At 46.3% G+C, this 26,069-nt stretch carries 25 protein-coding genes; 19 read left to right on the forward strand and 6 right to left on the reverse strand.

What is annotated here, in order from left to right:
* Positions 1-463 precede the first annotated feature (463 nt).
* The 15 genes from yceD to C4S60_RS13655 all read left to right on the forward strand — a co-directional run bounded on the left by yceD (position 464) and on the right by C4S60_RS13655 (position 13,664).
* Positions 464-991, forward strand: a complete 528-nt coding sequence (gene yceD, locus C4S60_RS13585) for a 23S rRNA accumulation protein YceD (RefSeq protein WP_103880903.1) — start codon at positions 464-466, stop codon at positions 989-991.
* 43 nt (positions 992-1,034) lie between these two features.
* On the forward strand, positions 1,035-1,205 hold the full coding sequence (rpmF, locus tag C4S60_RS13590; RefSeq protein WP_031493499.1) for a 50S ribosomal protein L32: 171 nt from the start codon (positions 1,035-1,037) through the stop codon (positions 1,203-1,205).
* Between the two features lie 9 nt (positions 1,206-1,214).
* Positions 1,215-2,240 carry a phosphate acyltransferase PlsX gene (gene plsX / locus C4S60_RS13595; RefSeq protein ID WP_103880904.1) on the forward strand — a complete coding sequence of 342 codons (1,026 nt, stop codon included), beginning with the start codon at positions 1,215-1,217 and terminating at the stop codon, positions 2,238-2,240.
* Positions 2,241-2,245: 5 nt separating this feature from the next.
* A complete protein-coding gene (locus tag C4S60_RS13600; protein ID WP_103880905.1) occupies positions 2,246-3,196 on the forward strand; it encodes a beta-ketoacyl-ACP synthase III in 951 nt (316 codons plus the stop codon).
* Positions 3,197-3,254: 58 nt separating this feature from the next.
* A complete protein-coding gene (fabD, locus tag C4S60_RS13605) occupies positions 3,255-4,178 on the forward strand; it encodes an ACP S-malonyltransferase (protein WP_103880906.1) in 924 nt (307 codons plus the stop codon).
* Positions 4,179-4,194: 16 nt separating this feature from the next.
* Complete coding sequence (fabG, locus tag C4S60_RS13610) at positions 4,195-4,929, forward strand: 3-oxoacyl-ACP reductase FabG (RefSeq protein WP_160111368.1); 735 nt, start codon at positions 4,195-4,197, stop codon at positions 4,927-4,929.
* A gap of 162 nt (positions 4,930-5,091) precedes the next feature.
* Positions 5,092-5,325, forward strand: a complete 234-nt coding sequence (gene acpP, locus C4S60_RS13615) for an acyl carrier protein (RefSeq protein WP_004406112.1) — start codon at positions 5,092-5,094, stop codon at positions 5,323-5,325.
* 93 nt (positions 5,326-5,418) lie between these two features.
* Positions 5,419-6,660 (forward strand): beta-ketoacyl-ACP synthase II, encoded by a 1,242-nt coding sequence (gene fabF / locus C4S60_RS13620; protein ID WP_103880908.1) that lies wholly within the window; start codon positions 5,419-5,421, stop codon positions 6,658-6,660.
* An 82-nt stretch (positions 6,661-6,742) separates the two neighbouring features.
* Complete coding sequence (gene pabC / locus C4S60_RS13625; protein ID WP_103880909.1) at positions 6,743-7,546, forward strand: aminodeoxychorismate lyase; 804 nt, start codon at positions 6,743-6,745, stop codon at positions 7,544-7,546.
* Positions 7,543-8,559, forward strand: a complete 1,017-nt coding sequence (gene mltG, locus C4S60_RS13630; RefSeq protein ID WP_103880910.1) for an endolytic transglycosylase MltG — start codon at positions 7,543-7,545, stop codon at positions 8,557-8,559. The genes pabC and mltG overlap by 4 nt, the downstream gene beginning before the upstream one ends.
* Positions 8,556-9,188 carry a dTMP kinase gene (tmk, locus tag C4S60_RS13635; protein WP_103880911.1) on the forward strand — a complete coding sequence of 211 codons (633 nt, stop codon included), beginning with the start codon at positions 8,556-8,558 and terminating at the stop codon, positions 9,186-9,188. The genes mltG and tmk overlap by 4 nt, the downstream gene beginning before the upstream one ends.
* A gap of 9 nt (positions 9,189-9,197) precedes the next feature.
* On the forward strand, positions 9,198-10,160 hold the full coding sequence (gene holB / locus C4S60_RS13640; RefSeq protein ID WP_103880912.1) for a DNA polymerase III subunit delta': 963 nt from the start codon (positions 9,198-9,200) through the stop codon (positions 10,158-10,160).
* A 71-nt stretch (positions 10,161-10,231) separates the two neighbouring features.
* Positions 10,232-10,999: a TatD family hydrolase gene (locus tag C4S60_RS13645; RefSeq protein ID WP_103880913.1), complete on the forward strand. Its 768-nt coding sequence runs from the start codon at positions 10,232-10,234 to the stop codon at positions 10,997-10,999.
* Positions 11,000-11,453: 454 nt separating this feature from the next.
* Positions 11,454-12,887, forward strand: a complete 1,434-nt coding sequence (gene ptsG / locus C4S60_RS13650; protein ID WP_103880914.1) for a PTS glucose transporter subunit IIBC — start codon at positions 11,454-11,456, stop codon at positions 12,885-12,887.
* A gap of 219 nt (positions 12,888-13,106) precedes the next feature.
* Complete coding sequence (locus tag C4S60_RS13655; RefSeq protein WP_103880915.1) at positions 13,107-13,664, forward strand: hypothetical protein; 558 nt, start codon at positions 13,107-13,109, stop codon at positions 13,662-13,664.
* A 73-nt stretch (positions 13,665-13,737) separates the two neighbouring features.
* Here the strand turns inward: C4S60_RS13655 and C4S60_RS13660 are convergent, their stop codons facing one another.
* From C4S60_RS13660 to C4S60_RS13670, 3 genes are all read right to left on the reverse strand, one after another.
* Positions 13,738-13,830: a MetS family NSS transporter small subunit gene (locus C4S60_RS13660; protein ID WP_103880916.1), complete on the reverse strand. Its 93-nt coding sequence runs from the start codon at positions 13,828-13,830 to the stop codon at positions 13,738-13,740.
* Positions 13,831-13,832: 2 nt separating this feature from the next.
* Positions 13,833-15,302 carry a sodium-dependent transporter gene (locus tag C4S60_RS13665; protein ID WP_103880917.1) on the reverse strand — a complete coding sequence of 490 codons (1,470 nt, stop codon included), beginning with the start codon at positions 15,300-15,302 and terminating at the stop codon, positions 13,833-13,835.
* 493 nt (positions 15,303-15,795) lie between these two features.
* On the reverse strand, positions 15,796-16,383 hold the full coding sequence (locus C4S60_RS13670; protein ID WP_103880918.1) for an outer membrane protein: 588 nt from the start codon (positions 16,381-16,383) through the stop codon (positions 15,796-15,798).
* A gap of 140 nt (positions 16,384-16,523) precedes the next feature.
* On the opposite strand from C4S60_RS13670, the gene cydH reads away from it, so the two are divergent.
* The 4 genes from cydH to C4S60_RS13690 all read left to right on the forward strand — a co-directional run bounded on the left by cydH (position 16,524) and on the right by C4S60_RS13690 (position 20,330).
* On the forward strand, positions 16,524-16,616 hold the full coding sequence (cydH, locus tag C4S60_RS13675; protein ID WP_103880919.1) for a cytochrome bd-I oxidase subunit CydH: 93 nt from the start codon (positions 16,524-16,526) through the stop codon (positions 16,614-16,616).
* A gap of 7 nt (positions 16,617-16,623) precedes the next feature.
* Complete coding sequence (locus C4S60_RS13680) at positions 16,624-17,811, forward strand: patatin-like phospholipase family protein (protein ID WP_103880920.1); 1,188 nt, start codon at positions 16,624-16,626, stop codon at positions 17,809-17,811.
* A 244-nt stretch (positions 17,812-18,055) separates the two neighbouring features.
* The gene (gene mlc, locus C4S60_RS13685; RefSeq protein ID WP_103880921.1) at positions 18,056-19,273 is read left to right on the forward strand and encodes a sugar metabolism global transcriptional regulator Mlc; all 1,218 of its coding nucleotides are present in this window, start codon (positions 18,056-18,058) and stop codon (positions 19,271-19,273) included.
* Between the two features lie 118 nt (positions 19,274-19,391).
* Positions 19,392-20,330 (forward strand): chemotaxis protein CheV, encoded by a 939-nt coding sequence (locus C4S60_RS13690; RefSeq protein ID WP_103880922.1) that lies wholly within the window; start codon positions 19,392-19,394, stop codon positions 20,328-20,330.
* A gap of 298 nt (positions 20,331-20,628) precedes the next feature.
* Here the strand turns inward: C4S60_RS13690 and C4S60_RS13695 are convergent, their stop codons facing one another.
* From C4S60_RS13695 to imuA, 3 genes are read right to left on the reverse strand one after another with little or no spacing between them, the layout of a single operon-like run.
* Positions 20,629-23,700 carry an error-prone DNA polymerase gene (locus tag C4S60_RS13695; protein WP_103880923.1) on the reverse strand — a complete coding sequence of 1,024 codons (3,072 nt, stop codon included), beginning with the start codon at positions 23,698-23,700 and terminating at the stop codon, positions 20,629-20,631.
* Positions 23,701-23,720: 20 nt separating this feature from the next.
* Positions 23,721-25,136 carry a Y-family DNA polymerase gene (locus C4S60_RS13700; protein ID WP_103880924.1) on the reverse strand — a complete coding sequence of 472 codons (1,416 nt, stop codon included), beginning with the start codon at positions 25,134-25,136 and terminating at the stop codon, positions 23,721-23,723.
* An 11-nt stretch (positions 25,137-25,147) separates the two neighbouring features.
* Positions 25,148-25,843 carry a translesion DNA synthesis-associated protein ImuA gene (imuA, locus tag C4S60_RS13705; RefSeq protein WP_103880925.1) on the reverse strand — a complete coding sequence of 232 codons (696 nt, stop codon included), beginning with the start codon at positions 25,841-25,843 and terminating at the stop codon, positions 25,148-25,150.
* Positions 25,844-26,069 lie beyond the last annotated feature (226 nt).

Consider the following 26,069-nt stretch of genomic DNA (forward strand, 5'->3'; position numbering starts at 1 on the left):
TTTGGCCAGCAGTTCGGCGCGGTAAGGAGAAGTGGAGGCTAAAATAAGGCGAATTGATTTCATTTTTGGCTTCTGTTTTCTTATACTCAAGTAACCTCAAGATGCTTGTTCAGCGAGAATTACTTGGCTTCTAGGCGCGGCAGTGATTTGAAGATCTAGTGGCTCTAAATCGAAAATCGCTAACAAAGCATATAAGCCAAGTAAACTCGCCCTTTGGGAGCTCATCAAGGTGCTCATTTCTGCGTCAAATAGCTTCGAAAGGGAATAGCCATTCCTTCAACTATTTTCCTTGAACTGAACACCTTGATGAAGCTCTGAGTCCTTCATCTTGAGGTCACTTGAGTATATCATAATTGCAGTTTCTAGACTTATTGTTAGATTCTTAATCTGTAGGCAAAAAAAGTACAACTTTTTCGCCTTTTTCTTTGACTAAATTCGTTTTGGAAGATAATATTCGCGCCCTATGCAAAAGGTAAAAATACCGCGAACAGTTGACCCGGGTAAGACGGCTCAAAAAAGATTGGACTTTGATGGCATCATCCAAGTGAGTCTTTTTAAACGTCTGAGCGAGTCAGTTAGTAGCGTAAAACGCGATGCTGAAGTGACATTGTCCTTTGGGCATGATGAACAGCGACTTGTTGTTATCTCTGGTAAAGCTAACATCGAAGTTGATTTGGAATGTCAGCGTTGTAATGAGATTTTCACACACTTGTGTGAAGTTCAATTCACTTATACTCCTTATTACAGCGAGAAAAGTGAAGAGGACGCACCTGAAGATTATGATTTGGTAGATCTTAATGAGTACGGTGAGGTCGATCTCATACAACTAGTTGAAGACGAGTTCATCTTAAACCTGCCTCAAGTTGCAATGCACGACGAAGCTGATTGTAGCGTTGACTCAAACAACTTGGTATTTGGCGACATTCCGGAAGAAGTTCCAGAAGACAAACCAAATCCATTTGATGTTTTAAAGAGCTTAAAGCGTGAGTAACACTGTTACTGACGTTTAAATTACTAACATAGGAGTAGGGTCCATGGCCGTACAAAAAAGCAAGAAGTCACGTTCTATGCGTGGCATGCGTCGTTCACATGATGCGCTAACTTCAGCTGCACTATCTGTAGACGCAACTTCAGGTGAAACTCACCTACGTCACAACGTGACTGCTGACGGTTACTACCGTGGCAAAAAGGTTATCAACAAGTAAGGTTGACCTTTGCATAATATAACCGTTGCACTTGATGCAATGGGCGGGGATTTCGGTCCTTCCGTAACAGTGCCTGCCGCCGTGCAGGCACTGTCGCTTTTCCCAGAGCTAAAAGTGGTCCTTGTCGGCGACGAATCGTCGATACATACACAACTCAATCATTTAGGTTACCAACGTAGCGCCCGATTAGAGGTGAGACATAGTGACCGAGTCATTTCGAATTCAGAAAAGCCATCCTTCGCGTTAAGAAACAGTCACGATACTTCCATGCGTATTGCCATCGATTTGGTGGAAACGGAGCAGGCAGATGCTTGTGTCAGTGGAGGAAACACTGGTGCTTTGATGGCACTATCACGCTTTCGCCTGAAACTTCTTCCCGGTATTGACAGACCAGCCTTGGTCACAGCACTGCCAACAGTATCTGGCCAGAAAACCTGGATGCTTGATCTTGGTGCCAATGCTTCTGTAGACGCCGACTCTTTGTTTCAGTTTGCTGTGATGGGCAGCGCACTTGCCGAACAGCATTTGGGACGAAAACCAAAAGTCGCCATTCTCAATATTGGCGCTGAAGAAATAAAAGGCAACGATCTCGTCAAACGTTGCGCTGAAATGCTGACCCAAACTCAATCTATCAACTATATTGGCTTTGTCGAAGGCAATGAACTCCTTCATGATGCTGCAGATGTCGTTGTTTGTGACGGGTTTGTAGGCAATACCGCTCTCAAAGCGTGCGAAGGCACGGCTCAACTTATTGTTGATAAGCTTAAGGCAAGACTTTCGGCTTCAACCTGGAAAGGATGGATAGCAAGAATACTGTTTTCTGATCTCATAACTGAGGTGAAAACACTGAACCCCGACCAGTATAACGGAGCAAGTTTGTTAGGATTGCGCGGCATTGTCATAAAAAGCCACGGAAGTGCTGATATTTCAGCACTTGTTCATGCAATAGGCGAAGCGGTTCATGAAGTAAAACGTCAAGTTCCGAATCAAATAAGTGATCGTCTAGAAGCAGTGTTACTCGAGAGGCAATATTAGTCTTCATGTATAGCAAAATTTTAGGTACAGGCAGCTACCTGCCATCTCAGATCCGTTCGAATGCGGACTTAGAGAAAATGGTAGATACGACAGATGAATGGATCGTAACTCGCACAGGTATCAAAGAGCGACGCATTGCCGCAGAAGACGAAACTGTTGCAGATATGGGTTACGAAGCCTCTTTGAAAGCCATCGAAATGGCAGGTATCGATAAAAACGATATCGATCTGATCATTGTTGCGACGACAAGTAGCAGCCACGCGTTCCCGTCGTCGGCGTGTCAAGTTCAGGCAAAACTTGGTATTCAAGGTTGCCCTGCATTTGATATGGCGGCAGCATGTACAGGTTTCGTTTATGCGCTGTCTGTTGCAGACCAACATATTCGTTCTGGTATGTGTAAGAACGTATTGGTGATTGGCTCAGATTGTTTGTCAAAGACTGTCGAAGAGATTGATCGCTCAACCATTATCCTTTTCGGTGACGCAGCTGGTGCTGTGGTACTTGGCGCCAGTGAGGAGCCGGGTATTATCTCGACGCACCTATATGCGGATGGTCGTTTTGGTGATCTGTTAAGTCTTGAAATGCCGGTTCGCGGTGGTGAACTGGATAAGTGGCTAAATATGTCTGGTAACGAAGTATTTAAAGTGGCAGTAACACAACTGTCTAAACTCGTGAAAGACACCTTAGCAGCTAACGGCATGGATAAATCCGATCTTGATTGGCTGGTGCCACATCAGGCCAACTATCGAATCATCTCAGCGACTGCGAAAAAACTGGGAATGTCGATGGATCAGGTGGTGTTAACACTGGATCGTCATGGAAACACCTCGGCAGCGACAGTACCGACTGCGCTGGACGAAGCCGTTCGCGATGGTCGAATTAAACGTGGACAGAATTTATTACTAGAAGCTTTTGGTGGTGGTTTTACTTGGGGCTCGGCGCTGGTGCGTTTCTAGTCTCTGTGATTAAAACAGTTATCAAAAGTCATAGATTGCGTTGTTTAAGGAAATAACGATGAGTAATTTTGCAATCGTGTTCCCGGGTCAGGGTTCACAAACCGTAGGTATGCTTGCTGAGCTAGGCGAGCAGTTTGATGTTGTTAAGGCAACGTTTGCTGAAGCTTCTGAAGCTCTGGGCTATGATCTTTGGGCATTGGTTCAGGAAGGTCCAGCTGAAGATCTTAACCAAACCCACCGTACTCAGCCAGCTCTTCTGGCTTCCTCTGTTGCTATCTGGCGTGTATGGCAAGAGCAAGGACTTGCTCAGCCAGCACTGTTGGCTGGTCATAGTCTTGGTGAGTATTCTGCACTAGTATGTGCGGGAGTAATCGATTTTAACGAAGCGATTAAGCTTGTTCAGCTGCGCGGTCAGCTGATGCAAGAAGCGGTTCCTGCAGGTGTTGGTGCAATGTACGCAATTATCGGTCTGGATGATGCGTCAATTGCTAAAGCCTGTGAAGAAGCCGCTCAAGGCGAAGTGGTGTCTCCAGTAAACTTCAACTCACCTGGTCAGGTCGTTATCGCAGGCAATAAAGCCGCTGTTGAGCGTGCTGGTGCACTATGTAAGGAAGCGGGTGCGAAACGTGCACTTCCTCTCCCTGTATCGGTGCCATCTCACTGTGCACTGATGAAGCCTGCAGCAGACAAACTGGCGCAAGCACTAGAGTCTATCGAATTTAACACACCAGCAATTTCTGTTATCAATAACGTTGATGTTGCTGCTGAAACCGATCCAGCTAAGATCAAAAACGCATTGGTTCGTCAACTTTATAGCCCAGTTCGCTGGACTGAGGGTGTAGAGAAGATGAGCGAGCAAGGCGTTGAGAAGCTTCTTGAACTGGGTCCAGGTAAAGTATTAACAGGTCTGACGAAGCGAATCGTTAAGACATTGAGTGCTGCAGCGGTAAATGACGTTGCATCACTTGAAGCGGCGAAATAAAAGGAACGCGATAATGATGAACCTTGAAGGCAAAATTGCCTTAGTAACAGGTGCAAGCCGCGGGATTGGTCGTTCTATTGCAGAACTTCTGGTCGAGCGTGGCGCGACAGTAATTGGTACAGCAACTTCTGATAATGGTGCTGCTGCGATCAGTGAATACCTGGGTGAAAACGGTAAAGGTCTGGCGCTGAACGTGACAGATACTGACTCAATCGAAGCCGTATTAAAGCAAATTAACGAAGAATTCGGTGCGATCGATATTCTAGTTAATAATGCAGGTATTACTCGTGATAATCTTCTCATGCGTATGAAAGACGATGAGTGGACAGATATCATGGATACTAACCTGACGTCTATTTTCCGTCTGTCTAAAGCGGTACTGCGTGGCATGATGAAAAAGCGTCAAGGTCGTATTATTAACGTAGGCTCAGTGGTGGGCACTATGGGTAACGCTGGTCAAACTAACTATGCTGCAGCGAAAGCGGGCGTAATTGGCTTTACTAAGTCTATGGCTCGTGAAGTTGCATCGCGTGGTGTGACGGTGAACACAGTTGCACCAGGTTTTATTGAAACTGATATGACAAAAGCGCTGAATGATGAGCAACGAGCTGCTACACTAGCCAACGTACCTGCAGGCCGTTTAGGTGACCCTCGTGAAATTGCTTCTGCTGTTGCATTCCTTGCATCTCCAGAAGCTGCATATATCACAGGTGAGACACTTCACGTTAATGGTGGCATGTACATGGTTTGATCTGTGCAACATTTGTGCATGATTTAAGTCAAAAATGTACTGAATTTCGGTTAAAATCACTAAAATTGTGGTTTGACCAGCAAGGACCCCCTTGCAACTTTCAATAGTTCGAATAAACTACGGAAACATCGCATTAAGCGAAATCTGTAAAGGAAAAGAAAAATGAGCAACATCGAAGAACGCGTAAAGAAAATCATTGTTGAACAGCTAGGTGTGGACGAAGCAGAAGTTAAAAACGAAGCTTCTTTCGTTGATGATCTAGGTGCAGATTCTCTAGATACTGTTGAGCTAGTAATGGCTCTAGAAGAGGAATTCGACACTGAGATTCCTGACGAAGAAGCTGAGAAGATCACTACTGTTCAAGCTGCTATCGACTACGTAAACAGCGCTCAGTAATATCTCTCCCAGGCGGCCTTCTGGCCGCCTGTGTTTTTTTAGAAAACGTCTTCTATCCTTTCAATAGAATCATATATCCCGGAGAATAAAATCGTGTCCAAGCGTCGTGTTGTTGTCACTGGCATGGGTATGTTGTCACCGGTAGGCAACACCGTAGAATCTTCATGGAAAGCCCTTTTAGAGGGTAAGAGTGGTATCGTAAATATTGAACATTTCGATACAACCGATTTTTCAACTCGTTTCGCTGGCTTAGTAAAAGACTTTGACGGTAGTGAATACGTATCTAAGAAAGATGCTAAAAAAATGGATTTGTTTATCCAATACGGCATCGTTGCAGGTATGCACGCCCTCAAAGACTCAGGTCTTGAAATCACCCCTGAAAACCAACACCGTGTTGGTGTCGCTATTGGCTCAGGTATTGGTGGTCTTGACCTAATTGAAGCGGGACATCAAGCGTTGGTATCGAAAGGCCCTCGTCGCGTAAGTCCTTTCTTTGTACCTTCGACTATCGTTAACATGGTTGCTGGTCAACTTTCTATTCTCGCTGGTTTGCGTGGTCCAAACATTGCTATTTCAACAGCATGTACAACGGGTCTGCATAATATTGGCCATGCTGCACGCATGATCGCTTATGGCGACGCAGAAGCAATGGTTGCTGGTGGCTCTGAGAAAGCATCTACGCCGCTAGGCATGGCTGGCTTCGGTGCTGCGAAAGCGCTTTCAACTCGCAATGACGAACCGCAGAAGGCATCTCGTCCATGGGATGTAGACCGTGATGGTTTCGTTCTTGGTGATGGTGCAGGCATGATCGTGCTGGAAGAGTTTGAACACGCAAAAGCTCGTGGCGCAAAAATTTATGCTGAGCTGGTGGGCTTTGGTATGAGTGGCGATGCTTACCACATGACTTCACCAAGTGAAGATGGCTCTGGTGGTGCTCTGGCGATGGAAGCTGCTATGCGTGATGCTGGCGTGACTGGTGAGCAAATTGGTTACGTGAACGCGCATGGTACTTCAACGCCTGCTGGTGACGTTGCTGAAATCAAAGGCATTAAGCGAGCGCTAGGTGAAAAGGGTGCTAAGCAAGTACTTGTTTCTTCAACGAAATCAATGACGGGTCACCTACTTGGTGCTGCCGGTTCTGCAGAAGCTATCATTACTATCATGTCTCTGGTTGATCAAATTGTTCCACCAACAATTAACCTCGACAACCCGGATCCAGAGTGTGATGTGGATTTAGTGCCACATACTGCACGTAAAGTGGAGATGGAATACGCATTGTGTAACTCATTTGGTTTTGGCGGTACAAACGGTTCTTTGATCTTTAAAAAGATGTAAACCGCGGTAATCGGATAAGTTACTTGTATTCAAACGGCTTGATGCTTAGCATTAAGCCGTTTTGTTTTTTAAAGGAATAATTATGTTCTGGCGAGATGGCAGCCAAATCAATCGAGTTCCCGTCACAGATAGAAGTTTTCAATACGGTGACGGCTGCTTTACAACCATGCTAACCAAATCGGGCAGTATACAGCTTTGGTCACAACATGTCGGCCGAATGCAAGAGGCACTGCAACGCCTGAAAATTGGGGAGATTGATTGGAATAGCCTTAAGCGAGAGCTAGACTCAATCGCCAGCGATGCTCCTTTGGCAGGATTGAAGATTCATGTCAGTCGGGGAGAAGGCGGAAGAGGTTATAGTCCGAAAGTCAGTTCTGGACCAAAGGTGACGGTAAGTCGGTTTGAATTTCCGCAGAGTTATCGACAATTTCGGGAAAATGGTATCGATTTGACCGTGTGCGATACGCCTTTGGGACTTAATCCGCTGCTTGCTGGTTTGAAACACAATAATCGACTCGAACAAATACTGGCTAAAGAAGAAGTCGAGCGCACGACCTTTACTGATGGGTTGGTTCTGGATATCAACGGCAATGTGATAGAAACTACCATGGCGAACGTATTCTGGATAGCCGATGGCAAGGTGTTTACGCCAAGTCTCGATTATGCTGGCGTCGCTGGTGTCATGCGAGGGGAGATCATTAAGCTGTTGTCAGCGATGAACATCCCTGTGGAGATCGCATCTTTTACCCTGAAGGATGTGCTTGCTGCAGACGAGATATTCGTTAGCAATTGTATTTTAGGGGTTGCACCTGTGAATAAAATTAAGGATGCTCAGTTTCCACCAGGGACCATTACGAGACGTATTCAGGAGAAGTTAGGTCAGTGATAAAGAAGTTATTTTTGGCGTTGTTGTTGCTAGCAGCAATCGCAATGGGCGGTTTTTTCTATGTGAAGAACAACGTTGAACAGTTTGTTCAACAGCCATTGAGGCTAGACGAACCACAATTGGTAACGGTAAAGCGAGGTAACAATCTCAATACCATTATTACCACATTTAGTGAAAACGATTGGATTGACGCCCCACAGTACGATTCTTTAGTTCGTCGCTTCCACCCTGAGTTGACTCAGTTAAAAGTGGGCACGTTTCAGATCACGCCTGATATGACGTTTGCTCAGGCTGTTGAAACCATTATTTCCGGCAAAGAGTATCAACTGGCTATCACCTTTATCGAAGGATCCACCTTTAAAGAGTGGCGTGAATTATTTGCCAACGCTGAGCACCTGGAACATAAAACCGAGCAGATGAGTGAAGCTGATATAGCGGTTGCGCTAGGTATTCAACGTGAGAAACTGGAAGGGCTCTTCCTTGCAGAAACCTATCATTACTCTGTTGGGGACAGTGATCTCGACATCCTGAATAGAGCGAACAGAAAACTTGAAGCCATCCTGAAAAATAGCTGGGAGGCACGTCAACAGAATCTGCCATTGAAAAATAGTTACGAAGCGTTGATTCTGGCGTCGATTATTGAGAAAGAAACGTCGGTTCCATCAGAACGAGAGCGAGTGGCTGCTGTGTTTGTAAATCGACTCAATAAGCGTATGCGATTGCAAACCGATCCGACCGTGATTTATGGTATGGGTGATCGTTATGACGGTAACATCAGAAAGAAAGATCTACGCGAGGCGACTCCTTACAATACCTATGTAATCAACGGGCTACCACCAACGCCTATTGCCATGCCTGGTGAGGCGTCGATACTGGCGGCAGTGAACCCTGAAGACAGTAACTATCTATACTTTGTGGCCAGCGGGAAAGGTGGTCACGTTTTCTCTAAAAACTTACGAGACCACAACCGAGCGGTCCAACAATATCTAAAACATTTAAGAAGTAATAAATGAATCAAGCTAAATTCGTTGTCATCGAAGGGTTAGAAGGCGCGGGCAAAAGTACTGCGATTAACACACTGCGCGCGGAACTCGAGTCCGCGGGCATACAAGATATCATAAACACCCGTGAGCCCGGAGGAACGGCTCTGGCAGAAAAGATGCGTGCACTGGTGAAAGAGGAACACGAGGGCGAGTTGCTGCAAGATCGCTCTGAGCTGTTGTTACTGTACGCAGCGCGAATCCAGTTAGTCGAGACGGTGATTAAGCCAGCTCTGGCTAAGGGGACTTGGGTGATTGGCGACAGGCACGATATGTCTTCACAGGCATACCAGGGTGGGGGACGTCAGATTGATGCTAACGTCATGTCATCGCTCAAGCAGATCGCCCTGAACGACTTCAAACCAGATTTTACGCTCTATCTTGATATTGATCCCAAGCTGGGATTAGAGCGTGCGCGAGGCCGTGGTGAATTAGATCGTATTGAAAAAATGGACATCAGCTTCTTTGAGCGTACTCGTGAACGCTACCTCAATTTGGCGCAAGGTGACAGCAGTGTCGCTATCATCGATGCGAGCCAGGATTTGAATTCTGTCCAACAAGCCATTAAACAAGCCGTGCGTGCTTGGTTGGCAGAGCAGTAGGATCACGCTATGCAGATCTACCCATGGCTAAAGCCCGTTTGGAAAAAGCTGAAAGCTAACCTGGAGCGCCAGCATATACCGGGAGCTTTGTTGATTCAGGCGAAGCAAGGACTGGCACCAGAAGCATTAATCAACAGTTATGTTTCCGGTTTGATGTGCCAAAACGATGCTTCCGAGCCTTGCGGTTTTTGTCATAGCTGTGACCTGCTTAAGTCGGAAAGTCATCCAGACGTTCACTTTTTGCTGCCAGAGAAAGACAAAAAGCACCTGTCCGTAGACCAAATCCGAGGTGCTAACAAGTGGGCGTTGGAGTCATCACAGTTTGGTCGTTACCGCGTAATTGTGATTCCCACTGCTGACCGAATGAACACTTCGGCAGCCAATGCACTACTGAAAACACTGGAAGAGCCGCCTTCCCATTGTCTGTTTTTGTTGTCTACTGAAAATACCAAATTGTTGCTGCCCACCATTCGCAGCCGTTGTGAAGTTTGGCATGTACCTCAGCCATCTGAGCAAGTTTGTCTGGACTGGGTGAATCAAACACTGGAACAGAGTATTTCTCCACGCATCGCTTATCTGTGCCAGTTTGAGCCTGTCACAACCCTAGAGTTCGTAGAAAAAGGTTGGGACACGGACTTTCATGGACTGGTTGAGGCGTTTTCACAATTTATGAACAGTGATGGTTTGGAGACAGGTGAGCTGTGGACACTAATAACCAAGAGTAGCGCTGATATTGATCGTCAGTTGAGTTGGCTTTGGATGTTATTGAGTGCAGCTCAAAAGCAGGCATTGGGTATCAATATGCAACCGTTGTTACCTGAGTCTGAGATGTTGACGCAACGTTATGGTTATGAGCTGTTGTTCCGTCAGACTCAGGCGCTTCAGGAGTTGAGTGAGCAACTACGTAGTGCTGGAGGCCTGAATACCGAGTTACTGTTTACTAACTGGCTATATGGTTTCGATCCTGCCTAAACTTAACTGTAATTAATGATCAGCAGCATCAAAGAGTGCTGTTGAGTCTTTCCTAAATAAAGTAGATTTTTATGTTTGTAGATTCTCATTGCCATTTGGATAAGCTCGATTTTGACGAACTACATGGCGGCATTGAAGACGTTATTAATAAGGCCAAAGCAGCCAATGTAGAGAAGTTGCTGTCAGTTGGCGTGACGTTAAGCTCGTTTCCTAATATGTTAAAGATGATTGAGCCTCATCCCGAAGTGATGGCGTCATGTGGAGTCCATCCACTGGATGTGGCAAGTGACTTCTCACTGACACAGTTTAAACAATATGTGGCTCATGAACGCGTCGTAGCGGTTGGGGAAACAGGACTCGATTACCATTATCAGCCGGAAACCGCGGAACTGCAAAAGCTTCGTTTTGAACAGCAAGTGGATGTAGCGGTTGAAGTGAATAAGCCGCTTATTATTCACACCAGAAATGCGCGTGAAGACACTTTAGCGATCCTAAGAAATGGTGGCGCGGATAACTGTGGAGGGGTGATCCACTGCTTCACAGAGGATCTCCCTTTTGCTGAGGCAGCAATGGATTTGGGCTTTTACATCTCGATCTCTGGCATTGTTACTTTCAGGCAAGCGAAGGAACTCAAAGAGGTAGTGAGACAAATCCCGCTTGAAAGACTGCTTATCGAAACGGATTCTCCATATCTGGCACCCGTCCCACATCGTGGAAAAGAGAACCAACCTGCTTATGTTGTTGAAGTAGCTGCCTACATTGCGCAGCTTAAAGGGGTATCTCTCGCGGAAGTTGGCGAAAAAACCACCCAAAATTACCATGATCTTTTTTTGCGATAGAAAATAAAGCAATGGCTATAATTGGTTAATAAAGACGCATTATGCGTCTTTTTTTTTGATAAAAGTTGATTTAATCAAAAAAAGTTAATGTTCACTAAATATGTTGAGAAAAAAGTAGCAACTCTGCACAAACTGTAATTATGTTACGTAAAATAACTTAGCTACCTATTTTATTTACTGCGTAAAATTAATTGATGTAAATATAAATATCATAAAAAACAAAAAGATAACTTTGATGTAAAGGATTACATTGGTCGTAGTGAACTGTGATCCAATCGTAGTTTTGAAACTAAATTTCGTAAGCTTGTAGAAACTATGAGGGGCATCAAGATATATTTAGAGGCAGAAAATATAATTCAAATCGTGGTTACATTTTCTATGGGTGCTAACATTTAGGCTACGGGGGTGTGCCGTTAGAACCCATGATACTAATAACTTTATCAGGAGCATAAACATGTTTAAGAACCTTTTTGCTAACCTGCAAAAAGTTGGTAAGTCACTGATGCTACCAGTATCGGTACTACCAGTTGCAGGTATTCTACTTGGGGTAGGTGCTGCCGACCTTGGCTTCATTCCAGAGATTGTTTCTAATCTTATGGAACAAGCGGGTGGTTCTGTATTCGGCCAAATGGCACTACTATTTGCTGTAGGTGTTGCACTAGGCTTTACCCACAACGATGGTGTTGCTGGTCTTGCGGCTATCGTAGGTTACGGCATCATGACTGCAACTCTGGCTGTTATGGCTGGCGTTATGGGCGTTGAAAAAATCGACACAGGTGTACTAGGTGGTATCCTTGTTGGTGGTGTAGCGGCTTGGGCATTCAACCGTTTCTTCAAACTTCAACTTCCAGAATATCTTGGTTTCTTCGCTGGTAAGCGTGCAGTGCCAATCATCACTGGTTTCGCGGCTATCGGTCTAGGTATCGTACTTTCTATCGTATGGCCACCAATCGGCGCAGGAATCTCTGCTTTCTCTCACTGGGCTGCAGATCAAAACCCACAACTAGCATTTGCTATCTACGGTGTTGTAGAGCGTTCATTGATCCCATTCGGTCTTCACCACATCTGGAACGTACCATTCTTCTTCGAAGCTGGCTCTTGTGTGAATGCAAGCGGTGAAGCATTGAACGGCGTTCTAACTTGTTACCTATCTGCTGATGAAGCATCTCGTGCTGCAGGCAACGGCTTCGGTCAGCTAGCGGGCGGTTACATGTTCAAGATGTTCGGTCTACCAGCTGCTGCTATCGCTATCGCACACTGTGCTAAACCAGAAAACCGCGCGAAAGTTATGGGTATCATGTTATCTGCTGCACTGACTTCGTTCCTAACGGGTATCACAGAACCAATCGAATTCTCATTCCTATTCGTTGCTCCTGTGCTTTACGGAATTCACGCTCTACTAGCAGGTTCAGCATTCTTCCTAACTAACGCACTAGGAATTGTACACGGTACTTCGTTCTCGCACGGCCTAATCGACTTCACTGTTCTTTCAGGTAACGCGCAAAACATGCTACTAATGGTTGGTTTGGGTCTGGCTTACGCAGTAGTTTACTACGTAGTATTCCGTGCAGTTATCACTGCAATGGATCTTAAGACTCCTGGCCGCGAAGATGAAACTGAAGACGAAGACGCAGCAGTTACTGGTAACGAAATGGCTGGTGAACTAGTTGCAGCGTTCGGCGGTAAAGCTAACATCACAGGTCTGGACGCATGTATCACACGTCTACGTGTTGCTGTAGCAGACACTGAACTTGTTAACCAAGACAAGCTTAAGCAACTTGGTGCGGCAGGTGTGGTTGTAGTATCTGGTGGTGTTCAAGCTATCTTCGGTACTAAGTCAGACAACCTGAAAACAGACATGGATGAGTGGATTCGTAACCACGGCTAATCAACACGTTCATTGTTGAATAAAGAGGGAAGCGCAAGCTTCCCTTTTTTTGTGCTGTTTTCTCAACTTTGTATGCAAATTTGCCCTCCTTTTGCCTTATGATGACAATTCGCTCACTCGTCAAACTAGAATGCCGCTATCTCGACTCAGTAAGTCGATTGTTAGTAGCTCTCGAGTAAATAGAAGAGCAGCGAACCATGAAAATCAGAGAGCAATCACATGAAAATCAAGATTTCTTCAATAGCGGCATTCGCTGTTGTGTCTACTCTATCTTTTGGTGCCTTTGCCAGTGCGACAGCTGGTGGTGAAGAGCAGTGGCAAATCGTAGAAGAGAATCAGGCTCCTGCGTCTACTCAGGCAGCCGCAAAACCAAGTAATACACAGTCTAAGCCAGCAGCCAATTCATCCAATCGTTCATCACGTAGCAGCGGCGGTAACTCAGGATTTAAAATTGGTATGGGGCTTGACCAGGGGTTGAGCATCGTGGGTCAGATCAATAACACGGTAAACTTTGCGGTTGGTAATGATGGTATCGCCGCAGACTACATTTTTAGTCGTGGCCGTTTTGATGGTGATGTTCCTTTCAACTGGTATGCCGGTGTAGGTGGCCAAATTCAACGTTCAGACAAGTTTGGACCTCGTGTAGCGCTAGGTGTGGAATTGCCATTTGCAAAAAGTTGGGATGCCTACGCACAGCTTACTCCAAATTTGATGTTTGATAAGAGCGACCTGAAGTTGGGCATCGGGGCTGGTATTGGTGTGCGTTATAGCTTTTAAACGCAATCATGTCCGAGCAGAAACCATAAAAAAGCCAGCGTTTAAACGCTGGCTTTTCCCTTTTAGTGTGAGGTTATTTGTCCAACGCTTTCTTAATGCAGTAAGACGCACCGCCCCAGGTGATGCCTAGTCCAAGAACCATCATAAATATTGCACTTGCAGTCATGATTACGCTTCCTTTTTAGTTGTGACATTGATGGCAACGCCAACGACGGCGAGAAGGCCCATTAACCCCCACCCTAATAGCATCAGTTCTGACTGAGCATAGCCACCATATCCCTCAGTAAGAAGTGTCTGGAATTTGGTTGCAACTATGATGGCGAGAATGATGGGAGTAATGAAGCGAAGGCATACATCGAACCAGGTACCAATGGAGAAGTCAGAGATGCTGTTCACATACTCTCTTACATCCGCTATTTTCAGTAACCACGCCATCAGGACAATTTCAATTAAACAGCTAGTGACGATACCAATATTGTTAGCGAAGTGATCCACAAGATCGAGGAGTAGTAACCCACCATTGGTGGCGAACGCCATCGAGATAATCAGTCCGGAGCCACAAATGATAGTTGCGGCTTTATTTCTTCGCCACTTCAGTTTGTCTATAACTGCTGAGGTGACGGCTTCCATGATGGATATGTGCGAACTCAGGCCCGCAATAACAAGCGCGAAGAAGAAAAGGGGGCCCAGAATGTATGGTGCAGGCAGCAAATTGATGGCTGCAGGAAGGGTAACAAAGGCAAGACCAACACCTGCAGTGACCACTTCAGTCAGGGGTTTGCCTTGTTCCTGAGCCATGTAACCGAGCACGGAGAATATCATGATACCCGCCAAGATGGAGAACCCGCAATTTATGAGTACGGTCATAAAGGCGTTATTGGTGATATCGGACTTCTCTGGTAGATAACTGGAGTAGGCCAACATGATCGCGAAGCCGATACTCAGGGTGAAGAAAATTTGACCATAGGCGGCAGCCCAAACCTTAACATCCCAGATCTTGCTGAAATCTGGTTCAAACATATAGTTTACGCCATCCAGAGCACCAGGTAGGAAGATCATACGAGCAATCAAAAGGAGAACCATGACGAACAGTACTGGCATCATGATTTTCGCTGCACGTTCAATCCCTGCTTTTACGCCACCTGCGATGGCTGCATAGGTGATGCCCCAGGCAATCAACATTGAAGCGGCAATTTTCCATTGAATCGAGCCAAGGTTGGTAGGAGAGTTGTCGCCTAACTGTAGGTACTCGCCAAAGAAAAAAGCATTAGTATCGGAGCCCCAGCTTTGGGTAAACGACATGCCAAAGTAAGAAATGGCCCAGCCTATTACCGCAACATAATAAACGGCAATCGTAGCGGCTACGCCTACTTGAAACCAGCCCAGCCATTCAAACTTTGTGTTGATCTTTGCAAGCGTTGCGGGGGCTGACCCGCGATGTTTTTGTCCCATACTGAACTCAAGGATCATGAAAGGGATGCCTGCGGTAATCATGGCAAATAGATACGGAATAAAGAACGCGCCGCCGCCGTTTTCATAGGCCATATATGGAAAGCGCCAGATGTTGCCTAACCCGATGGCGGAACCGACAGCCGCGAGAATGAATCCCGCTCGGGATCCCCACTGCTCACGCTTCATAGTTAACTCCTTTTAATAAAATCTGTGACAATGTGAGTGCTAATGTCCGAACTAAAGCTAGACCCTCGAGGCATGATCTGATGATTGCTGAATGGTTAATCAGTATAGGTGATCAGTTGTGTTTGCTTAGTTTGTTAGTCGGACTTGCACAGTGATTTTGGTTAGACATTCCAACTGTATAAGAAAAGGTTGATGAAATGCGAAATAAATCACTGCGTTATGAAATCAGGTTAACCCTGTTCAACGGGCATGGCAATAGAACGACCTGTATGAAGGCTGTCCTGTATCTAGTGGTATGTTCTGCAAATAATGTTGCAAATTGTTGGATTTCGCTAAACTTCACCTCTGCCGTGCGAGGTTTTTTTAAGCGTTATTTAAATTGTGGTTAATTACACTTATTTTAAGTGTGGGTATATTCAACTAACGTTACGGCTAATTGGTAGCATGAATGTCGACAAAAGGTTTCCGTTAAGTTGTGATTGTTAACGGTTGTTTAAAATCTAACGCTAAGTCCCAAGTTAGTTTGAAATTGGTTCATCCATTTGGTTTTGAATCCGATGACGCAGGTTTGATCATCGGTAGGAAGGTTACAAATGGATATGGTGTCATTGCTCACTACGGTACCTTGCCAACGTATCTGGCCGTTGAGCGCCAGATGTTGAGTGATGTGGTATTCCATTCCACCAAAGATGCTGGCAGCAAAGCCTGTATGAGACTGTGTCCACTGACCCGATGTGTGAGAAGCGCCCAGACCCGCACCAATATAGGCAGACGTCATCTCTGCTACCTGGTACTCCGCGCTACTTTGAAATTGCAGGTATTGGATAGTGGTATCCAGATTGAGCGTATCGAGTGATGAATCCTGGCGTGAGTAAAATGCCCCCATACGACCGTTTCTAAATGGAAATTCTATGGCGATGGCCGCATTGGCAGAGGGGGAGATATCGTAGGTTTGTCCTTCACCATTTTGGGCAGCTCCTCCCATTGAATAGCCTAAAAAAGGAGTAACGATGACATTTCCGAAGACTGGGTAACTGGCAAGCGCAGCAGTGGTTAGCACCATGTAGAATGGGATTTTCATAGTCGGACTCCCTGTTTTAAACGTCTATCTTGTACTAGGTTTATTATAGTGTGACATTAACGCCATAATTTTAAATTGGTTATCTATATATTGCCATGGTGTGTCACAATAGTAACTGAATTGTTACATTTGGAGGTGTTATGGAGTACGATTTAAAATTGGCACTGACAATCACGGCCACCGCGTTTAGTACCATCATTGCATTTGGGCTGATCGCAATCCTTTCTGCTTAGTCTTATTATGGCGAATACAGGCCTGGTCACCAATGCCCGTACCGTCATAGATGACGAGCAACTTGGAAAGTTCATCGGTGGTAAAACGGCGTTAGTTGCACAAGGTGGAGGCCAGCGTGGCATCTTCACTGCAGGTGTGCTGGACGCCTTTTTATTGTCTAATTTTGACGAATTTGATGAGTTTTATGGCACCTCCGCCGGAGCATTGAATTTGTGTGCCTATTTGTCCCGTCAAGCCGGTTTGGGTAAGTCCTTCATACTGGATCTGACCACAGATCCAAAGTTCTTTAATTTGTTTCATTTCATCCGTCGCAAACGCTACCTCGATCTTAAATGGGCGCTGGATAGTATTTGTGATTACCCTTACAAGCTTGATATCGATATGGGACACCGGATATTAGGCCATCGGCGAGCTTTTGCTGCCACGACAGATACCCTGACGTTAAAAGATCACTATTTACCCATGTTTCAGCACGACTGGTATCAGGTCTTGCTGGCCACCAGTGCAATCCCAAACCTGTATGAAGGCACTGTGATAGTGAACGGCGCTGAATATATTGATGGTGGAGTTTCAGCTTCAATCCCTGTTCAGGAAGCCTGGCGTCAGGGGAGTCGCACCATAGTGGTTATTCGAACCGAGGAGGCGGTGACAGAAGAACCGCTGGTTATGCCCGATCAACCTGTAGTCACAGAGTCGCCCACCTGGTTTCGCGAGTCATTAAACAGTTTGCAACTTCAGTGGCAAGAAAAAGTGGATCAATGGTCCAGGGATTGGAATGGGTTCTTCAATGGTCAGATCCTAAAGTCTCAGGAAGCGAAGCATGCTCAACACCTGAATCTGATCAATGGTGGTCGCTGGCTATTTGGGGCCGCTGATATCTATCGTCTGAGTCATTTGTTTGGTGAGAGATTTGATTCCGGACTCGCCGATATGCTTATGGTTCATTATCAGACATATTCATTGACACAGCAGTTTTTAAACAACCCGCCGGATGATTGTTTCATTGTCCAAATTGCGCCGGACGGTCCGCTTAAAACAGCGTCTTTGCTGAGCGATGTCGATGACATTCTTCATGATTATCAACTAGGGTTGGATGCTGGTCTGCAGTTTGTCGAGGGATATAATCTGGTTAACTCTCTTAACAGAATGAATACCACACAGCAGGACTGGTGGTTACCACAAAGTCCGGGCTAACTAGCGAGTCTTATTAATCATGGTAAAAAAAGTGTTGGAGCTGTAAACACAGTATTAAGCGATCTTTGATTGAATTTTGTACTGTAACCATTCCAGGCTCTTGCATAAACGAGTGACGTAGGGTGATTCAAGCCCCAAAGTTCTATCTATATGCGTGATATTTGTCACGGCAATCCACAAAACTGCTTCACAATTAGTTCGCAAAGTAAAAAAATTAATAGGTTGTTGTTTTTTGGAGTGCAAAATGTACATGGCTCAACCCGGGCACATTGATCATATTAAGCAGATCAATGCTGGTCGTGTGTATAAACTGATAGACCAATTTGGGCCTATTTCGCGAATCGACTTGTCCAAGTTGAGTGATTTAGCTCCGGCCAGTATCACCAAGATCACACGAGAACTTATTGACGCACACCTCATCCACGAAACAACGGTTCAGGAAGCGACCAGTCGAGGCCGTCCCGCTGTGGGGCTTCAGACCAACAATGAAGGCTGGCAATTTCTATCCATGCGTCTCGGGCGCGGTTATTTGACCATTGCACTGCATGAACTCGGTGGTGAGGTTCTCATCGATACCAAGATTGAGATTCATGAGGTCGATCAGGAGGATGTACTCGCCCGCCTGCTCTACGAGATTGAAGAGTTTTTCGAGAGCTATAACGAACAGCTCGATCGTGTCACTAGCATTGCAATCACTCTGCCAGGTCTGGTGAATTCCGATCAGGGGATAGTGCTGCAAATGCCCCATTACAATGTGAAGGATCTTCATATTGGTGAAGAGATCTTCAAAGTTACCGGACTGCCTGTTTTTGTTGCCAATGATACCCGAGCCTGGGCTTTGGCAGAGAATCTATTTGGTCATTCTCAGGACTGCGATAACTCGGTATTGATATCCATTCACCACGGTTTGGGAGCCGGCATTATTCTCGATGGCCGAGTGCTTCAGGGGCGGCATGGTAATATTGGCGAACTGGGTCATATTCAGATTGACCGTAATGGTGTGCCTTGTCACTGCGGTAACCGGGGCTGTCTGGAAACCGTCGCCAGTTCGCAAGCGATTCGAGACGAAGTGACTCTCCGACTGGCTAATGGTGAGAAGTCCTCGTTGTCTGATTATGAAGAGATCAGTGTTGAAGCCATATGTGAAGCGGCCGTCGAGGGAGATGCTCTGGCGATTGATGTGATCGAAAAACTGGGTGAGCATCTGGGATCGGCAATCGCGATAGTGATTAACTTGTTTAACCCTGAAAAGGTGCTCATTGGTGGTGTGATTAATCAGGCGAAATCAATCCTGTATCCGGCTATTGAGCGGTGCATTCATGAGCAGAGCCTGCCAGTCTATACCCAAGATTTGCAACTGGTTGAATCTCGTTTTTATAAACAAGCGACCATGCCCGGCGCTGCCTTGGTTAAGCAAGCGCTGTATGACGGTTTACTTTTGATGAAAGTAATTGAAGGATAAAGACTTTTATCCTTTTTGCGAACTGTCATATTTTTCTCTACAAAGTCAGTAAACTTCTTGTGCTTCCTGCCGATTACATGAGATAAGTATTTTTCAATGTCATTGCCAAGGAAGCTTCATGTCGAGCGTATTAAGTTCCGTTGATCAGCGTACTCAATTAGTCGGAGAGAACCGGCTTGAGTTGTTGATGTTTACCCTTAACAGCCGTCAGACGTTCGCTATCAACGTATTTAAGGTAAAGGAGGTGTTAAAACTTCCTGCTCTCACTCAACTTCCTGGCTCCCACCCAAGCATACGTGGCGTTGCTTCATTGCGCGGGGAGTCGGTGCCGGTGATTGACCTCCGAAGAGCGATTGGATTTCCCACTCCAAATGATAGTGGCGATCAAAATCTGATCATTACGGAGTACAACCGTTCGGTACAGGGTTTTCTGGTTGGTGAGGTTAAGAATATTGTCAATACTGCCTGGACGGAAATTCAACCGCCACCGCGTACTGTTGGTCGCTCCAACTATCTGACAGCCATCACTAAGGTTGAAGAAAACCAACAGGTGAATCTGGTTGAAATTATCGATGTTGAAAAGGTACTGGCAGAGATTATTGATTATGACGTTTCAATCTCTGAGGACACCCTGGATCGTAGTTTGTTACCTCAATTAAAGGATAAGAAGATCCTGATTGTTGATGATTCCTCAACGGCGCGTAATCAGATTAAAGGCACTCTGGACCAACTTGGTGTTGAGATAATAGAGTGTTTTGATGGCGCGATGGCATTGAGGCTTCTCAAGCAGTGGTGCGACGAAGGGATGGATGTTTGCCGCGAGTTACTGATGATGATCACCGATGCGGAAATGCCGGAGATGGATGGCTATAAGCTCACTCATGAAGTGCGTAGTGATGCCAGAATGAGAGATTTATATGTCACTCTTAATACCTCGTTGAGTGGCAGTTTTAATGATGCCATGGTAGAGAAAGTGGGCTGTAATCGCTTTATATCTAAGTTTCAGCCTGATTTGCTGGTGGAAGTGGTCCAGGATCGGGTTCGACAGCTCGCTTGATTTTTCGTGCCGCAAATTAACGTTATGCCATACGTTAAAAATAGGTTATAATTTAGCGGTACGAATGACGAAAGTCATTAGAGTCATACCTCAATCATTCACTACCAGCTAAAGGTTGTTCCATCAATATGATTTGGTTAACTTCTAAGGTCCTGATGACACTAAGTTTACTTATCTTCAAGGAATGGAAAAAAAGACGTACGGAAGCAACAGTCAATGTAGATCTATGATTCAACGAGTTTAAAAGGGGAGCACGAGCTCCCTTTTTTATTGCTTGTGTATACTTGAGTATATATGGTTAGTGAAATTCTCGGGATTGGACTTTCAGTTCAGAGAGCTGTTCCGTCATGTCGATAAGCCTTCCTGCAATAACGTGTGTTACCTGTCCTTCACGTTCAAGGATCCCTTTGACTTTTAATATTTTTGCCGTGAGGTACTGTTTCTTCTGAGCTCGCGCGGTAGCCCGCCATACGACGACGTTAATATTGCCAGTATCGTCCTCCAAAGTGAAAAACGTTACCCCCCCAGCGGTACCGGGAGATTGCTTACCCGTTACTGTTCCTACTACGGTAACCAGAGACTTATGAGGCTTTAAAACGAGATCGCGCATTCGAGTGAAGCTGCCCAGTTTTCCGGCCTTATCTAACAGCGTTATCGGATGGTGGTTCAATGACAGGTTCATTGAACCAAAGTCTTCCAGCATATTATCGATTGCAGAGGGTTGATGAGGTAAATCGGTGGACTTTGTCTGATAGGACTGGAATAGCGGTAAGTCCTGAAGAGTATCCATCATGGCCCAGCGCGTGGCATAGCGATTACCGGAAATGCTCTCGAGTGCATTCGCCGATGCAAGCAGCTCCAACTCTCTGCGATTGAGGCCCAATTGCTTAACTTGGGTCGGCGTGGTAAATCCCTCATCGGGTCTGTGCTGCATGAGTCGCTGTATGCTGGTCTCACTCAACCCGTTGATCTGCCGGAACCCCAGTTGTAAACAGAGACCTTGCCGGGTTGGTCGCAGATAGTGATGGTACCGAGAGCGGTTGATGCACACCGGAGCGATAGAGACATTGTGGCGCCGTGCATCCTGAATCAGTTGTGAGGCGCTATAAAAGCCCATCGGCAAGCTATTGAGTAAGGATGTGTAGAACGCTGCGGGATAATAGTACTTCAGCCAGGCACTGCAATATGCCAGCACCGCGAAAGAGGCCGAATGACTTTCAGGAAAACCATATTCACCAAACCCACAAATTTGTTCGAATAACCGCTCAGCAAACGCCGTCTCATAGCCTTTATGTTGCATCCCTTCGATGAGCTTAGAACGAAACTTAAACAGATCGCCGTTCTTTTTCCAGGCTGCCATTGCCCGACGAAGCTGGTCGGCTTCTCCCCCGGTGAACCCAGCAGCGACCATGGCAAGTTTGATCACTTGTTCCTGGAAAATCGGCACGCCCAGAGTACGTGACAGTACCGATTCGACTTCTGCCGAAGGGTAACTCACCGCTTCTTCGCCATTTCTGCGTTTGAGAAAAGGATGTACCATGTCGCCTTGAATCGGTCCAGGGCGAACGATGGCGATTTGAATCACCAGATCGTAGTAGGTGGCGGGTCTGAGTCGTGGCAACATGCTCATTTGTGCCCGGGATTCGATTTGGAATACCCCAACGGTGTCTGCGCGCTGAATCATGCCGTACACATTCGGATCGTCCTGCCTGCGCGTAATATCGGCGATAGAGAGTGTGTGTCCATAATGTTGTTGTACTAGTTGGAAGCATTTGCGTATTGCGGTCAGCATGCCGAGCGCAAGAACATCCACTTTGAGTAGTCCCAGGCTCTCAAGGTCATCTTTATCCCACTGAATCACTGTACGTTCAGCCATGGCCGCATTTTCTACCGGTACCAGTTCATACAGTGGACCGGATGAAATCACGAAACCACCGACATGCTGAGAAAGGTGTCTAGGGAAGCCAGTGATGTCATTTACCAGGGCAATGAACTGCTGTCCTTTCAGAGAGTCAGGTTTTAAGCCAAGCTCGACCAGTTGAGCCTGCCAGCCTTGGGCGCGGTCACGACGGTTGATGTTCTTGATGAAGTAATCAAGCTGTGTCTCATTAATTCCTAGTGCTTTCCCTACATCCCGCACTGCACTTTTAAAGCGGTAAGAGATGACGGTTGCAGCCAGTGCCGCACGTTCCCGGCCATATTTTTGATAGATATACTGAATGACTTCTTCACGGCGCTCGTGTTCAAAATCCACATCAATATCAGGTGGCTCATTGCGTTCTTTGCTGATAAAGCGCTCGAATAAAACCGAGATCTGTCTTGGGTCGACCGAGGTAATTTCCAGGCAATAGCAGACAATAGAGTTGGCCGCAGAGCCTCTTCCCTGATAGAGAATACCTTGCCGTTTGGCAAACATTACCACATCATGAATGGTCAGAAAGAAAAACGGATAATCCAATTCTTCAATCAGGGCGAGTTCTTTATTGATGGTATGCTCGACATGGTCTGGCACACCTTCAGGAAAACGGTGCTGCTTACCATTCTCCACCAGTTCTTTCAGATAGCCGATAGGGGTTTTTCCATCTGGAATTAGCTCACTCGGGTATTCGTAGCGAAGTTCACTCAGTTGAAATTCACAAAGGCCGGCAATGTAGAGACTTTCATTTATCCATTCTGTGCGGTAAAGCTTTTCTAGCTTGGTTTTCGGTCTCAGGCTGCGTTCACTATTGGCAAGTAAGTGACCACATACCTTTTCAATGGAAGTATTGAGTTTGATGGCTGTTAATGTGTGTTGCAAGGGAAGTCGGGTTGCAGTATGCATCAGCACCCCCCCACATGCCGTGATCGGGAGCTGCAATTCGGCCGACAGGGATTCGCAATGAGATACGTAGCGATGTTCATTAGACGTCAGGTGGCGCTGCAAGCCGATCCAGAGTCGTTTTTGGTGATATTGTTCAAGCCAGCGTCCCCATCGATTATCACTATCCTGCCCGGTGGGGAGCCACAGGATCAGGCAGTGACGCAGTGACATCACATCCCACTCAGAGAGCTGGTATTGGCCTTTTTCACAGCGTCGTCGTGCATTGGTGATGATACGACATAGTTCGGCATAAGCCGCTCGTGATGGACACAAGAGAATAAACTGACACTCATCGTTAAGCCAAAACATACTGCCGACGATCTGTTTGAGCGACAAGTCATGTTGTTTAATGGCCGTATGCGCCCGAACTACCCCCGCGACCGAGCATTCATCGGTGATTGCGATGGCTGAGTATTGTAAAAACTCTGCCTGAAGCACCAGCTCTTCAGCATGGGAAGCGCCGGTTAAAAAGGAAAAGTTGCTTTGACAAAAGAGCTCTGCGTATTTCATGATGATCTTACTGTACGGGATTAACTAAACAGTCCGTGAACAAACCACTGCTTTTCTTCGGTGCGGAATATCCATAGCCATTGACCCTGAGGGGTGCGGGCTACGTAATAGTCGCGTTTAACCGGATGCCCATCCCACCAACCACTGACAATCCGCTCCGGGCCCAGTATGACCCTCACTTTTTGCTCAAGGGGGTGAGGCGTAGGGTAAAGTAAAGTCGGACGTAGTTTTTTTAATAATGATGGGGTGGCTTCAATGTCTACATCAGCGACTGGCCTCATAGGCTGTGTGGCCAGTTCGGGACGGGGGTCATCGGTGAGCTTCAATGAAGTAACCGACTGACTGCCCAATTTGGCTTGCAAAGTGGAGATGAGATCCAGTGCGCTCTGACGGCCTTTTACCCCTCTGAACAAGTCGTGTTCATTCACCTGAGTTTCCGCTGAACGCAGGACACACAGGGTTAACCCGTTAACAGGGCCGTCAAGTTGTACATTTTCCAGAGTCAGTTTCGACAATGTTTGCCACTTGTCCGCCAGATAATCACCCTGAGCGGAGTGAAAGCAGATAGCCTGATCATCGTGATCTCGCTGGTGTAAGGTCAGTTGCAGTTCGAAAGCGACTTTGTCACGCAGCTTAAGAAACAGTTCCAATTGCCTGAACAAGCGAGTGAGTGGCTTTTGTAACCAGTCGATGTTTTCGATATCAAACAGCAACTCCAGATATTGACGAAACTGCTCTGGCGGGTGGTAAAACTCCACAGGGTGTTTGAACTGACCAGTCAGTCGGCCCACATAGTTCACCAGATCGATATCAAAACGCTTGGCGACTTCCGGCAGCGGCAAAGCCAGAAGGTCGTCGAGGGTCTGAATACCCACACGTTGTAATTTCTCGACCTGTTTTAGCGCCAGTTCTGTGCAACCCAGAGAGTAGGGGAGCATCGCCTGTTTCAGTGTGGCAAGATCCGGTTCTATCCAGTTTTTTCCCTGTTTTGCCATTAGCATGGCACTGAAAGGTGATACTCCAGTGGAATAGCAGGTTTGCATCCCAAGGAAGGCTAAATGGGAGTGTAGAGCAGACCAGTAGTTATCGATGCCATCGTAGAGCGAAAGCATGTTAGTGACTTTGAGCAGCAATCCATTGGGGGGACAGAGGCAGATATCGGATGTGACCATGTAAAGCCATTGTGCGATGTCATGCAGACGGTTTACTTCGACTTTCTCATCATAAGGATGGACCTGAAGTTCCTGACAAAGTGCGGCGGCGCTGCCCAGTCCCATACCGACGTTAACACCCTGGCTCAGCGCGAATGGACTCACCTGAACCACTTCATGGCGGTGGCCATCCACAATGGCGATGGCAACCTCGTCTGTCTTTTCAGAGTGAAACAGAGTGTCGAGTTGCAGCGTGGGAAAATGCAAATATAACCACAATAACATGTTGGCCTCGATTAACCCTGCTTTTGTACTGGGAATGGAATCACACGAGAATGAGTCGATTGAGCCGACAGGGTCAGTTCTGGCCAATATGAGGCCATGCTGACCACAAAGTTGTCACGTAAAAAACCGCCCTTACGCTTAGTGATCGATACCGTCAGTCCGCTATCATGAGGCTCAAGTGTTAAACTCAGAGAAACGGGTAAAGAAAACACTTTAGACGGACTGTCGGAGTTCACAGACTTGAACAAAAAATGGAGACAATGGCCTGTCTCACTCGCCACCTGAAGTCGCTTGGCCTGATGAATTTCGAGGTTTTCCTGCCATAAACACACGCTACAGCAACTGCCACTTTTCAGGCACTGTTCAGCTGCCCACAGTGCGTGGTTTGTGGAATCTGGATAGATCAACAGCACTTGTGACGGAGCGATACCTTGTGAGTAAAGGTATTCAGCACAGAGATAGCCGGGAGGATTGATCAGCACCAATAAGCGTTCTCTGGCATGAACCTGAGCATGGGGCATGAGCAGTCTTAATTCACCAATGCCTTGTGGAGATTGGATCTCAATGACACCTGATGTAGGAAAACCGCCACCCAGGCGTGCGTCCAGTTCAGGGAATCCTGTTGAATGGCATTCGCTGGGCAAACTCTCTCGATTTCCTTTCCAAATGAGCTGCTTACGTTGTAAATCGTTAATTAATTCATGCATAGTAAAATACCTGTATATACATACAGTATATAATAATTATTAGCGGCTGCAAGCCTTGAAAGAGCAAGTTGATGAGAGTGCAAGCAGAAACAAGGGGTTACATGGTGAATTGTCTAAAAGGTGGAGGGAGGCTAGCGTCTTAAGAACGGTAGGGGCGATCTGTATTCAGTAGTAACAAAAAAGCGACACAAAGCAGTTTGAAGATTAGAGTAAATATCTTAATCTC

This window comes from Vibrio hangzhouensis, from assembly GCF_900107935.1.
Lineage (GTDB): Bacteria > Pseudomonadota > Gammaproteobacteria > Enterobacterales > Vibrionaceae > Vibrio > Vibrio hangzhouensis.